The following is a 13,003-nucleotide window of genomic DNA, read 5'->3' as shown; positions in this document are numbered from 1 at the left end:
GTGCCGTACGTGCAGCGGATCAGGCTCCCGTGAGCACTCCGTCCAGGCGCCTCGGCAGGCCCAGCGGGTTCGCGTCCTGCAGCGCCTCGGGCAGCAGGGCCTGCGGGGTGTTCTGGTAGCAGACCGGGCGCAGGAACCTCCGGAGCGCCGTGGTGCCGACGCTCGTGTGGATCGACGCCGTGGTCGACGGGAACGGCCCGCCGTGGTGCATCGCCCACGACACGGCCACCCCGGTGGGCCAGCCGTTGTAGACCAGCCGCCCGGCGCGGTCGCGCAGCGCGTCCAGCAGGGGCGGCAGCGTGGCGGCGTCGGCGTCCTCGGCCTGGACGGTGGCGGTGAGGTTGCCACCGAACGCCTCGGCGGCGGCGAGCGCCTCGTCGCCGTCGGCGTACTCGACGATGATCGACGTGGGCCCGAAGCACTCCTGCAGGATCGGGTCCGGGTCGGCGAGGAGCTCCTTGGCCGTGGTGGCGAGCAGCGTGGGCGCCACGCCGGAGTCGCTCTCGGCGCCGTGCACGAGGGTGCGCAGCGGGCCGAGACCCTCCAGCCGGTCCCGCTCGTGGGTGTGGCCCTCGCGGATGCGCTCGTTGAGCATGCCGGCCGGCGCGGTGCCGCGCACGGCGTCGGTCAGCCGCTCCTCCAGGCCGTGCCCCGCGGGGAGGAACAGCAGGCCGGGCTTGGTGCAGAACTGCCCGGTGCCCAGCGTGAACGAGCCCACGTAGCCGTCGGCGATCTCAGCGCCGCGGGCCGCGATCGCCGCGGGCGTGACGAACACCGGGTTGAGGCTGCCGAGCTCGCCGTAGAACGGGATCGGCTCCTCGCGCGTGGTGGCGATGTCCAGCAGGGCGAGCCCGCCCTTCACCGAGCCGGTGAAGGCGCCGGCCTTGATGCGCGGGTCGGTGAGCACCGTCGCCCCGGCCTCCATGCCGTGCACCACCGCGAACGTGCCGTCGGGGGCGCCGGCCGCGCGCAGGGCCTCGACGAGCACCTCGCCGGTGCGCACGGACAGGCGCGGGTGGCCGGGGTGGGCCTTGACGACGACCGGGCAGCCGGCCGCGAGGGCCGAGGCGGTGTCGCCGCCGGGCACGCTGAACGCGAACGGGAAGTTGCTCGCGGCGAACACGGCGACCGGGCCGAGCGGCAGGAGCATCCGGCGCAGGTCCGGCCGCGGCACCGGCTTGGCGTTGGCGTCGGCGGAGTCGAGGGCCACCTCGAGGTAGGAGCCCTCCTCGAGGGTGTCGGCGAAGAGCCGCAGCTGGCCGCTGGACCGGGCCACCTCCCCGGTGAGCCGGCCCTCCGGCAGCGACGACTCCTCGATCGCGATCGGCACGAGCTCGCCGGCCGCCGCGTCGAGCGCATCGGCGGCCGCACGCAGCAGCCGGGCGCGCTCGGCGGGACGCAGCGCGGCGAACGGGCCGGCGGCCTGCGCCGCCGCGGCGAGGACGCGTTCGAGCTCCTCGGGGGTGGTATCGGTGACGGTCACTGCTGGCCCTTCCTCCTGGCCCCGGGACGATCGAGGGCGTCCACCAGCCAGGACAACGGTTCGCGGCCCCGAACGACGGGGTTGGACAGGGTGCCGACCTGCGCGATCTCGATGTCGACGCGGTCGCCCTCGGTGAGCGAGAAGTTCAGCTCCGGGACGATACCCGTGCCGGTGGACAGGATCGCGCCGTCGGGGAAGTCGCTGGGGGCGTAGAGCACCCCCACCAGCTCCTCGAGCGTGCGGTGCAGGCGGGCGGTGCTCGTCTCGCCCTCGAACGCGACGGCGTCGCCGCGCACGACCTTCATGGTGATCGCGAGATCGGCGGTGTCGACCTCCCACGCCGGCCGGATACCCGTGGCCAGCGCGCAGCAACCGTTGAAGATCTTCGCTTGCGGGATGTAGAGCGGGTTCTCGCCCTCGATGGAGCGCGAGCTCATGTCGTTGCACACCGTGTAGCCGACGATCTCGCCGCGGCTGTTGGCGACGACCGCGAGCTCCGGCTCGGGGACGTCGACCTCCGAGTCGGCGCGCACGGCCACCGGCTCGCCGTCGGTGACCACCCGCCACGCCACCGACTTGAGGAACAGCTCCGGGCGCGGGGCGTCGTAGACCAGCTCGTAGATGGAGGCCTGGGTGCTCTCCTCCACCCGGCCCTCGCGCGAGCGCTCGTAGGTGACCCCGGAGGCCCACACCTCGGTGCGCCCGTCGACGGGCGGCAGGTAGGTGACGGCGGCGGCGTCCACCTCCGCTCCGGCGGGCTCCAGCCCGGCGCGCAGGCCGTCGAGCGGCTCGCGCAGGAGCTCGGCCACCGAACCGAAGCGGACCGGGGCGATCTTCCCGTCCCGACGCACCCCCACCCGAGGCTCCGCGGCTCCTTGATCGACGTAGCGGACGATCTCCATGCTCTCCACCGGCTCCTGTCCGTCGCGTCAACGCTGCCCTCGGATCCTATAGGATCTTGCCGGTGTTGCCAGGGCGGCTGGTCGACGACGTCCACGAGACGATCAAGGCGCGGATCATGGATCACGCGATCGCGCCGGGTGCCCGGCTGTCCATCGACGGGCTCGCCCGCGAGCTGGGCGTCTCCCCCACACCGGTCCGCGAGGCCCTCGCACGGCTGGAGTCCGCGCAGCTCGTCGTGAAGGAGCCGCTGCGCGGCTACCGCACCACGCCGCTGCTCACCCCCGACCAGCTGGCCGACCTCTACCGGTTCCGGTTGCTCATCGAGCCGTGGGCGGCCGCCACCGCGGCCGAGCGGGCCACTCCCGCCGGGCGCGCCCGGCTCAAGGCCGAGCTCGCCACCGCCGACGCGCCCGAGGCCGACACCTACGCCGCGTACCGCGCGTTCTCCGCCCACGACGCGCGCTTCCACCTGCTGCTGGCCGAGCTCGCCGGGAGCGACCAGGTGCGGGAGGCGTTCCAGCGCACGAACTGGCACCTGCACATCTACCGGCAGCACTACCACCGCGGCATCGGCCCGCAGGCGCTCGCCGAGCACCGGCGGATCGCCGACGCCGTGCTCGCCTGCGATCCCGCGGCCGCAGCGGACGCGGTGCGGGAACACCTGGAGCTGTCCCACGCCCGGCTGCGCCCGGAAGGGCCGAGCGAGACCGCCGCGGAGGCTCACACATGAACATCAGCGCCCGCACACCAACTGCAGTTGGTGTGCCACCACCGAAGTTGCTGTGCGACGGCCGGAGGAGATCATGACCGTTCTCGATGAGCTCGCCCTAGGGCTTCCGGCCGACGCCCTCGTCACCGATTCCGCCAGCACCGAGGCCTACCGCTTCGACGAGGCCAGCTTCTGCGACGCGGGCACCCCGCTCGCCGTCGTCCGTCCCACCGAGACCGAGCAGGTGCGGCACGTCCTGCGGGTGGCGTCGGCGCACCGGGTGCCGGTCGTGCCGCAGGGCGCGCGGTCGGGCCTCTCCGGAGCCGCCAACGCGGTGGAGGGCGGCATCGTGCTCGCGATGACCCGGATGGACCGCATCCTGGAGATCGACCCGGTCGACCAGGTGGCCGTCGTCGAGCCCGGGGTGCTCAACGCCGTGCTGTCCCGCGCGGTGCTGGAACAGGGCATGTACTACCCGCCCGACCCGTCGTCGTGGGAGCTCTCGACCATCGGCGGCAACCTCGCCACCAACGCGGGCGGGCTGTGCTGCGTGAAGTACGGCGTCACCACCGACTTCGTCCGCGGGCTCGAGGTCGTCACCGCGAACGGGGACCTGCTGCGCACCGGGCGGCGCACCGCGAAGGGCGTCGCCGGCTACGACCTCACCAAGCTGATCGTCGGCTCCGAAGGCACCCTCGGCGTGATCACGCGGGCCACGCTCGGGCTGAAGCCCGCACCCGAGGCGGCCCTGACCATGGCCGCCGCGTTCGCCTCCCCCACCGACGCGCTGTCCGCCGTCACGCGGATCATGGCCGCCGGCCTGCAGCCGTCGCTGTGCGAGTTCCTCGACCGCGTCACCGTGCAGGCCATCCAGGACTACCGCGACATGGGCCTGCCCACCGGCGCCGGCGCGCTGCTGCTCACGCAGTCCGACCGCGGGCCCCGCGCCGCCGCGGACGTCGAGGCCATGGGGGCGGTCTGCACCGAGCTGGGCGCGCTCGACGTCGCCGTCGCCTCCGACGCCACGGAGTCCGAGATGCTCATGCAGGCGCGCCGGATCGTCCACTTCGCGGTGGAGAAGCTCGGGTCCACGCTCATCGACGACGTGGCCGTGCCCCGCGCCAGGCTGGTGGAGCTGCTCGACGGCATCACCACGATCGCCGCGGAGCACGACGTCCTCGTCTCCTGCCCCGGCCACGTCGGCGACGGCAACATGCACCCCACCGTGATCTTCGACCGCGGCGACCCCGCCGCCGTCGAGCGCGCCCTGCGGGCGTTCGACGCGATCATGCAGCTCGGCCTCGCCCTGGGCGGGACGATCACCGGCGAGCACGGGGTGGGCGTCCTCAAGCGCGGCTGGCTGGAGACCGAGCTGGGCGACGTCAGCCTTGGCCTGCACCGCAAGATCAAGGAAGCCTTCGACCCGGAGGGCATCCTCAACCCGGGGAAGGTCCTGGCCGCCGGCTGAAGTTCAGGAAAGCCACATTCCTGTACTGCAGGTTCATGAATGTGGCTTTCCTGAACTTCGGGGCCTCAGCCCTCCAGGGCCGCCACCAGCGCCTCGGTCGCCTCCGTCGTGCTCGCCGTTCCGCCCAGATCCCTCGTGCGGGTCTCCGGCTTCGCCAGGGTCGTCTCCATCGCGCGGAGGATGTCCGCGGCGGCCGCCCCGTGGCCCAGGTGCTCCAGCATCATCGCGGCCGACCACACCGCGCCGACGGGGTTCGCGATGCCCTGGCCCGCGATGTCCGGCGCGGAGCCGTGCACGGGCTCGAACATCGACGGGAACTCCTTCTCCGGGTTGAGGTTGCCGGACGGGGCGATGCCGATCGAGCCGGCGACGGCCGCGGCGAGGTCGGAGAGGATGTCGCCGAACAGGTTCGAGCCGACCACCACGTCGAAGCCCTGTGGCTGCAGCACGAACTTCGCCGCGAGCGCGTCGACGTGCTCGCTGTCGAACCGCACGTCCGGGTGGCGGGCGGCGCGCTCGGCCACCACCTCGTCCCAGAACGGGAGGGTGTGCACGATCCCGTTCGACTTGGTGGCCGAGGTGACGTGGCCCCGCCGGGAGGCGGCCAGCTCGAACGCGTAGTCCGCGATCCGGCTCACCCCGACGCGCGTGAAGATCGACTCCTGGATCGCGGCCTCGTCCGGGAAGCCGCGGTTGACGCGGCCGCCGACCTCGGAGTACTCGCCCTCGTTGTTCTCGCGCACGACCACGAAGTCGACGCCGTCCGCGGCCCGCAGCGGGCTCTGCACGCCCTCGAACACGCGGATCGGGCGCAGGTTGACGTACTGCCGGAACGCGCGCCGGATCGGGATGAGCAGGCCCCACAGCGACACGTGGTCGGGCACGCCCGTCCAGCCGACCGCGCCGAGCAGGATCGCATCGAACCCGCGCAGCGTGTCGATGCCGTCGGCCGGCATCATCGCGCCGTCGCGCTCGTAGCGCCGGCAGGACCAGTCGAACTCCGTGTACTCGAGCGTGATCCCGTGCCGCGCGGAGACCGCGTCGAGCACGGTGCGGGCGGACTCCACGACCTCGGTGCCGATCCCGTCGCCGGGGATCACTGCGACTCTGCTCACGGACCGAATCCCAGCACGGCGACCGCCGGCGGGTGGAACACGATGACGAGTATCACCCCGGGACGCCGACCGAGAGGAAGACCTCGTGGACCTGCTGCTGCTCTCGAACTCGACCGACCACGGCCGGCGACGGTTCGCGCACGTGCGGGACGAGCTGGCGTCCTTCTACGGGCGACGGGAGGTGCTGTTCGTCCCGTACGCCCTGGCCGACCACGATGCATACACCGACGCGGTCGGCGACGCGTTCGCCCGCGCCGGCGTGGCCGTGCGCGGCCTGCACACGGTGCCCGACGCCGTGGCCGCGCTCGCCGCCACCGAGGCCGTGTTCGTCGGCGGTGGCAACACGTTCCGGCTGCTGCGCGCGCTGCAACGCGGCGGGCTCCTCGCGGCGCTGCGGGCGGCCGCCCGCCGGGGCGCCCGCTACGGCGGGGCGAGCGCGGGAACCAACCTCGCGTGCCCCACCGTCCGCACCACCAACGACATGCCGATCGTGCAGCCCGACGGCTTCGCCGCGCTCGGGCTGGTCGGCTTCCAGATCAACCCGCACTACCTCGACGCCCCGCCGGACCCGACGCACATGGGCGAGACCCGGGCCGAGCGCATCGCGGAGTTCCTGGAGGAGAACGACGTCCCGGTGCTGGGGCTGCGCGAGGGCGCGTGGCTGCGGGTGGACGGGCCGGTCGCCGTCCTGCACGGGCGGGACGCGGTGCTCTTCCGGCGCGGGCGGGAGCCCGAGGAGCTGGCGGCGGGCACCGACCTCGCTCCGGTCATGGGCGAGCGCGCCGCCGTCTTCGACAAGGCACCATGATCGCCGTGCCGTCGCCGACCGCCGCCCTCTTCCCCGTCCCGCGCTCGCTCGAACTGCTCCCCGAACCCGGCCCCGATCCCGACGCTCCGGTCGTGGTCCACCACGAGCCGGACCTGCCCGAGCAGGGCTACTCCGTGGTGCGGGACGGCTCGGGCACGCGGATCGGGTATCGCGACGACGCCGGGCTCCGCTACGCCCGCCAGACCCTCGACCAGCTGCGGGCCGACCCCCGGCTCGCCGGCCGGGCGGTCCGCGTGGCGGACTGGCCGGACTTCGCCGTCCGGGGCTTCATGCTCGACATCAGCCGCGACCGGGTGCCCACCCGGCGCACGCTGCGCCGTTACGTCGAGATCCTCGCCGCCGCCCGGATGAACCAGCTGGAGCTCTACACCGAGCACACGTTCGCCTACGCCGACCACGCCGCGGTGTGGGCGGCGGCCAGCCCGCTCACGGCCGACGACATGCGCTGGCTCGACGCGCTGTGCGCCGCCCACGGGATCACGCTGGTCGCGAACCAGAACACGCTCGGGCACATGGAGCGATGGCTGCGCCACGAGGGCTACCGCGACCGCGCCGAGAAGCCGGAGGGCTTCACGATCCACGGCCGGCACCGGCGGCCCAGCACGCTGCAGCCGACGCCCGAGAACGCCGCGTTCGCCGTCGGGCTCGTGCGGGAGCTCGCCGCCACGGTGCGCGCCCGCCGGGTGAACATCGGCGCGGACGAGCCGTGGGAGCTGGGCAAGGGGCGCAGCGCCGCCGACGCGGCCGAGCGCGGCCTCGGCCAGGTCTACCTCGACCACCTGCTGCGGGTGGCCGGACCGTTGGTCGAGGACGGCTACGAGGTCATGTTCTGGGGCGACGTCCTCGCCGACCACCCCGAGGTCGCGGCGGCGCTGCCGAGCAGCGGGCTGATCCCGGTCGTCTGGCAGTACGACGGCCCGGCGCACGCCCGCGCGGCGATCGACCGCGCCGGGCCGCAGGAGCGCGAACAGTGGGCGGCCGACGGGTTCGACATGGAGGCGCTCACCGGCGGTTTCCGGCGACGGGCGAAGCCGCTCACCGCGGCCGGCCGCAGGTTCTGGGTGGCGCCGGGCACCGGGGCGTGGAACTCGATCGTCGGGCGGCTGGACAACGCGGTGGAGAACCTCGTCGACGCCGCGGAGATCGGCCGCGAGAACGGGGCCGGCGGCTACGTGGTGACGACGTGGGGCGACCACGGCCACCTCGAGCCCCCTCCCGTGACCTATCCCGGCCTGCTGTACGGAGCGGCCGTGAGCTGGTGCCTGGACACCAACCGGGACATCGATCTCGCCGCGACGCTCGACCGCGTGGTCTTCGACGGCCCCGGCCTCGGCGCCGCGCTCACCGCGGCCGGGTCGGTCGCCGACCTGCTCGACGCGCCGATGCTGAACAACTCGGCGATCTTCACCGTGCTGTTCGCGACCGGGGACGTGCCCACCGTGGCGCCGGAGCGGCTGGCCGAGGCCCAGCGCGTGCTGTCGTCGGCGGCCGACGCCCTCGCGCGTGCCCGGCCGGCCGTCGGCGACGGCGCCGTCGCGGTGCGGGAGACCGCGCAGGCCGTCGCGATCGCCGGCTTCGCGGTGGCGCTCCTCGCCGCGGGCGGGGTGGCCCGGCTGACCCCCGAGGCGGCCACCGACCTGCTGGCCGACCTGGACGGGCTGCTCGTCGAGCAGCGGGCGTGCTGGCGGCTCAGCGCCCGCGCCGGCGGCCTGGACGACAGCATCGCGAAGCTCGCCCCGCTGCGCTCGGCGATCGCGCGGCGGGCCGCTCAGTAAGGTGCCGCGGCCGCCGCGTACTGCGCGGACGGGGCGTCCTTGCCCGTCGGGTACGAGATGACCTCGGGGTTGCCGTCGGACGTGTAGCGGGTACCGGCGCTCGCCGCCATCTTGTCGAGCCACACCGTGGACCCGTAGTCGGCCTCGCTGCCGTCCGGGCCCTGCGACCGGATCCGCGGGATGGCCAGCGGCTTGAACTCCTCGGAGAACGGTGACGGCGCCGGGTTCGCGCCCACGAGCAGCACGCCCGAGTAGTCGTACCCGTCGCCGCGCGCCGCGAGCTCCGGGGTCCGCGGCCGCGCGCCGAACGGGAGCGCGAGCGTGGTGGGCCGGTAACCGGGCAGCGCGTCGCGGATCAACGTGTCACCGCGGACGATGTCGTGCTGCGCCTTCTCGGCCGACGCGGTGCGCAGGTTGAGGTGGCTGAAGGTGTGGTTGCCGACCTCGAAGCCGTTGTCGTGCAGCCAGCGCAGGGCCGCCGTGCCGCCCGGGCCACCACCGAACGGGTCGGCGTTGACGTACAGGCTCGCCACCGGCCGGAACCCGGGGTGCGCCGCGGCGACGTCGAGCAGGATGCGCATCGCCGAGTTCGGGGCCGGCAGGCCGTCGGTGCCGAGCGTGATCTGGGTCGGGTCGCCGTCGTCGAAGGTCAGCACGACGGGGTGCGTGCCGGCCGGGATGTCGATGCGCCCGGCCGAGAAGTCGGCCGTGGTGACGGGTACGTAGTTCTCGCGCGCGAGGCGTTCCAGCTCGGCCCGGAAATCGTCCGGGCTGCGGTCGTAGACCGATGCCGGCGTGTCGACGATGCGGTGGTACATGAGGACCGGAATGCGGCCGAGCTCATTGGCCTGCACCTGCGCGGGATCGACGGGCGCGGGGGCCGGGGGCGCGGAAACGGGACCGGCGGTGCCGGAATCCGATCCGCAACCGGCGGCGACGAACACGGCGACCGCCGCCGCAACGATACGCAACCGAGGCATGCGGCGACGCTACCCGGGTGACCACCCGGAATATCCCTTGATCACACCATTGTGTCGTTACGGCACACGGACCGTCCGGGAACTGGGAGAGTGATCACCTTCCACCGTGTCGAAGGAGTTCCGATGGACCGCCCGGTGTCCACACCCCATCGGTACCTGCTGCCGGCCGCGATCGCGCTGATCGTCGGCGGCATGCTGGTTCTGGTCGTGGCATGGCTGCAGCCGGACGTCACCGTGACCGGCGTGGCCGACGGCGGGTCCTTCACCCCCGCGGCCCTTCGTGACGTCCAGATCACCGCGCTCACCGACCCGAGCGAGGTCGAGGTCCTGCTCGACGGCGCCCCGGCACCGGTGCGCCGCGACGGGGCCCGCTTCGTGCTCGACGCGTCCGCGCTCCCGGAGGGGGAGCACACCCTCGCCGTCAGCTCCCCGGACGCGGCCATGCCGCTGCCCGGTTCCGGCACGAACATCGACTTCACGGTCGACGCCACCGCGCCCGCCCTTCACGTCGACCCCGTTCCCCCGACGGCGCTCGAGGCGTCCGCCGAGGTGAAGGGCCGGGTCGAGGGCGCTGACGAGCTCCTCGTCAACGGCGCGGCCTACGAACTCGACGACGAGGGCGGTTTCACCCTCACCGAATCGGCCGGCGCCGCCGACGTCGACCTGCTCGCTCGGGACGAGGCCGGCAACACGACCGAGCAGAAGGTGCCGATCCCGGTGCAGCACCCGGGCATGCGCGCCGTGCACATGACCGCGCAGGCGTGGGCCGCGCCGTCCCTGCGCGAACCTGTGCTGCAGCTGGCGAAGGAAGGTGCCATCGACACCATCCAGCTGGACATCAAGGACGAGGACGGCGTGATCGGCTACAACTCGCAGGTGCCGCTGGCCGTCGAGATCGGCGCGAACAAGGGCTACTACGACGCGCGCGCCGCGCTGGACCAGATCCACGCGGCCGGGCTGCGCGTCGTCGGGCGGATCGTGGCGTTCCGCGACTCGGTGCTCGGCGAGGCGTCGTGGCGCGACGGGCACCACGAACGGCTGGTGCAGAACGCGGACGGAACCCCCTATACGAGTGGTTACGGTCAGTACGCGTTCACGAACTTCGCCAATCCCGAGGTGCGCGCCTACAACGTGGCGCTCGCCGAGGAGGCCGCCGCCCTCGGGTTCGACGAGATCCTCTACGACTATGTTCGGCGGCCGGACGGCGCAATTTCCGGAATGCATTTCGAGGGGCTCACGACGACGCCGGAGCAGTCGATCGCCGACTTCATGGCGGAGACCCGCCCGGAGGTCCGCAAGCACGGCGCGCTGCTCGGCGCGTGCGTGTTCGGTATCGCCGCGACCCGGCCCACCCAGATCGCACAGGACATCACCCTGATGGCGAAGTACGCCGACTACGTCGCACCGATGGTGTACCCGTCGCACTGGGGGCGCGGCGAGTACGGCGTGGCGAACCCGGAGTCGTCGCCCTTCGACATCACGGCCCGCTCGCTCGCCGACTTCCAGAAGCTGACGCAGGGCACCGGCGCCACGGTGATCCCGTGGCTGCAGGCGTTCAGCCTCCGGGTGCACTACGGGGCGGCCGAGGTGCGCGCCCAGATCGACGCGGCCGAGTCCATCGGCATCCGCTCGTTCATCCTCTGGGACCCCAACTGCCGCTACTCGCAGGCCGACGCGCTGCGCCCGGCGGCCCAGTGAGTCAGGGCGCGGTGGGTCAGGGCGCGGTGAGCGGTTCCGCGGCGTAGGCCCGGTGCAGGAGCGCGAGGAAGTCGGGCGCCCCGGGCACCGGAACCGGGCCGATCCGGCGCACCGCGACCCCGGGCGTCCAGGAGTTCATGACCACGGCACCGGAGAGCGCGGGCAGGTCGGCGAGGGTGATCTCCTTCTCCTGCTGCGGCACGTCGAGGCCGTCCAGCTGCCGGCGCAGGATCTGCATCGTGATACCCGGGAGCACCTCCGCCTCGGGCCACACGACGGCGTCGCCGTCCCAGAACGCCAGGTTCCAGATCGTCGCCTCGCCGATCCGGCCCTTGCGGTCGACGAACGCGGCGTCGTCGAAGCCCTGCGCGACGGCCCGGCGCAGCAGGTAGGTCTTGGCGACCTCCCCGACGTGCTTGACCGCCGGCAGGTCCCGCTCGTGCTCGACGGCCGTGAGCGCGAGCGGGCCCTCGGGACCGGACGCGGGAGGCCCGGTGCGGACCAGGACGTCGAGCCCGACCTCCGCCACCCCCTGGTGCACGAAGGCCATCAGCGACGCGTCCGCCGGGCTCGCCTCGACCGCGCTGCGCAGGTAGGTGCGCACCCGCTCGTCGGGCAGGGCGCTGCCGAACAGCTCCACCGACTGGGTGCGTAGCCGCGCCAGGTGCAGGTCGAGCCCGCGGATCCGGCCCCCGCGCACCTGCGCGGCGGTGAAGTGCGCGTAGCCCGCGAAGGCGAGCGGGGCCAGGTCCTCGGTGGTGGCCGGGCGGCCGTTGCGGTGCACGACGGGACTGCTCATGCCTCGACGGTAGGGACTGACACCCGTGTGAAGGTCAAGCGCGGCCCTCAGTCACCCTTCACGTTCAGGATCTGGCGCAGCGTGTGGTCCACCGTCACCAGGTCCTTCGCGTCCTCCATCACGACGTCGATGGACTTGTAGGCGTCCGGGATCTCGTCGAGGAACGCCTCGGCGTTCGCCGCCCGCCACTCGATGCCCGCCATGGCCTCGGCGAGCTGCTCCACCGTGAACCGCTGCCGCGCGGCACGCCGCGAGAAGTTGCGGCCCGCCCCGTGCGGCGCCGAGTGGAACGCGGCCGGGTTGCCCAGGCCCGTCACCACGTACGAGCGCGTGCCCATGGAGCCCGGGATGAGCCCGCGCCGGCCGGGCGAGGCGTCGATCGCGCCCTTGCGGGTGAGCCAGACGTCGGTGCCGAGGTGCCGCTCCTGCTCGGTGTAGTTGTGGTGGCACTGGACGTCCTCGGCGCGCTCGATCTCCCGGCCCGACCACCCGGCGATGCAGCCGACGATCCGGTCGAGCATCTCGGCGCGGTTCTCGCACGCGAAGCGCTGGGCCCACCGCAGCTCGCGGATGTACTGCCAGAACTCGTCGATCCCCTCCGGCAGGTAGGCGAGATCCCGGTGCGGCAGCTCGATCCACCACTTCGCGCACAGCTGCTGCGCGACGCGGACGTGCCGCAGCGCGATCTTGTTGCCGACACCGCGCGAGCCGGAGTGCAGGAACACCCAGAGCCGATCGGCCTCGTCGAGGCACAGCTCGATGAAGTGGTTGCCCGAGCCGAGCGTGCCGAGCTGCAGCCGCCAGTTCCCCGCGTACGACGCCGGGTCGAACTCCGCCCGCTCGGCGAGCGCCTCCAGCTCGGCGACGCGGGCCGCGGCCGTGTCCGTCAGCCGCCGGTTGTAGCCGCCCATGGACACGGGAACGCCCGCCTCGATCGCCTCCCGCAGCGCGGAGAGCTCGCCCCGCCCGGTGACGTCGTCCTTCGTGAGCTGGGTGCGCACGGCCGCCATGCCGCAGCCGATGTCGACGCCCACGCTCGCCGGCATCACCGCCCGCACGGTGGGGATCACACTGCCGACGGTCGAGCCCATGCCGAGGTGCGCGTCGGGCATCAGCGCGACGTGCGGGCGCACGAACGGCATGCGGGCCGTCTGGAGCGCCTGCTCACGCGTGGCGTCCTCGAGGATCGACGCCCAGCTCAGCAGGCCCTTGGTGATCTGCTCCACGCCAGAGGTCTACCAGCC

11 protein-coding genes are annotated in these 13,003 nt (G+C 73.2%); 5 read left to right on the top strand and 6 right to left on the bottom strand.

From position 1 onward, the window contains the following. Positions 1-19: 19 nt before the first annotated feature. Positions 20-1,483 (bottom strand): aldehyde dehydrogenase (NADP(+)), encoded by a 1,464-nt coding sequence (locus tag ACU436_RS16725; RefSeq protein ID WP_459026244.1) that lies wholly within the window; start codon positions 1,481-1,483, stop codon positions 20-22. Continuing rightward, positions 1,480-2,385: a fumarylacetoacetate hydrolase family protein gene (locus ACU436_RS16720; RefSeq protein WP_459026242.1), complete on the bottom strand. Its 906-nt coding sequence runs from the start codon at positions 2,383-2,385 to the stop codon at positions 1,480-1,482. The genes ACU436_RS16725 and ACU436_RS16720 overlap by 4 nt, the downstream gene beginning before the upstream one ends. Positions 2,386-2,447: 62 nt before the next feature. On the opposite strand from ACU436_RS16720, the gene ACU436_RS16715 reads away from it, so the two are divergent. Continuing rightward, complete coding sequence (locus ACU436_RS16715; protein ID WP_459026240.1) at positions 2,448-3,116, top strand: GntR family transcriptional regulator; 669 nt, start codon at positions 2,448-2,450, stop codon at positions 3,114-3,116. 73 nt (positions 3,117-3,189) lie between these two features. Continuing rightward, positions 3,190-4,563: an FAD-binding oxidoreductase gene (locus tag ACU436_RS16710; RefSeq protein WP_459026238.1), complete on the top strand. Its 1,374-nt coding sequence runs from the start codon at positions 3,190-3,192 to the stop codon at positions 4,561-4,563. 65 nt (positions 4,564-4,628) lie between these two features. Here the strand turns inward: ACU436_RS16710 and ACU436_RS16705 are convergent, their stop codons facing one another. Further along, a complete protein-coding gene (locus ACU436_RS16705) occupies positions 4,629-5,687 on the bottom strand; it encodes a tartrate dehydrogenase (protein WP_459027017.1) in 1,059 nt (352 codons plus the stop codon). Between the two features lie 76 nt (positions 5,688-5,763). Between ACU436_RS16705 and pepE the strand changes: the two genes are divergently transcribed. Together pepE and ACU436_RS16695 are read left to right on the top strand one after the other, a co-directional pair. Further along, positions 5,764-6,486 carry a dipeptidase PepE gene (gene pepE, locus ACU436_RS16700; protein ID WP_459026236.1) on the top strand — a complete coding sequence of 241 codons (723 nt, stop codon included), beginning with the start codon at positions 5,764-5,766 and terminating at the stop codon, positions 6,484-6,486. Between the two features lie 5 nt (positions 6,487-6,491). Next, a complete protein-coding gene (locus tag ACU436_RS16695) occupies positions 6,492-8,282 on the top strand; it encodes a family 20 glycosylhydrolase (RefSeq protein WP_459026234.1) in 1,791 nt (596 codons plus the stop codon). Here the strand turns inward: ACU436_RS16695 and ACU436_RS16690 are convergent. Beyond that, positions 8,276-9,262 (bottom strand): polysaccharide deacetylase family protein, encoded by a 987-nt coding sequence (locus ACU436_RS16690; RefSeq protein WP_459026232.1) that lies wholly within the window; start codon positions 9,260-9,262, stop codon positions 8,276-8,278. The genes ACU436_RS16695 and ACU436_RS16690 overlap by 7 nt on opposite strands. A 123-nt stretch (positions 9,263-9,385) precedes the next feature. On the opposite strand from ACU436_RS16690, the gene ACU436_RS16685 reads away from it, so the two are divergent. Beyond that, complete coding sequence (locus tag ACU436_RS16685; protein WP_459026230.1) at positions 9,386-10,960, top strand: putative glycoside hydrolase; 1,575 nt, start codon at positions 9,386-9,388, stop codon at positions 10,958-10,960. A gap of 16 nt (positions 10,961-10,976) precedes the next feature. On the opposite strand, the gene ACU436_RS16680 is transcribed toward ACU436_RS16685, so the two are convergent. Together ACU436_RS16680 and ACU436_RS16675 are read right to left on the bottom strand one after the other, a co-directional pair. Next, on the bottom strand, positions 10,977-11,759 hold the full coding sequence (locus ACU436_RS16680) for an aminotransferase class IV family protein (protein WP_459026229.1): 783 nt from the start codon (positions 11,757-11,759) through the stop codon (positions 10,977-10,979). Between the two features lie 47 nt (positions 11,760-11,806). Then, positions 11,807-12,985, bottom strand: coding sequence for an RtcB family protein (locus ACU436_RS16675; RefSeq protein ID WP_459026227.1), 1,179 nt, complete (start codon positions 12,983-12,985; stop codon positions 11,807-11,809). Between the last annotated feature and the right edge of the window lie 18 nt (positions 12,986-13,003).

This window comes from Pseudonocardia wallangbongensis (assembly GCF_054486945.1).
Note: the sequence above shows the minus strand (reverse complement) of the source record. Positions and strands in the feature narration are given on the sequence as shown.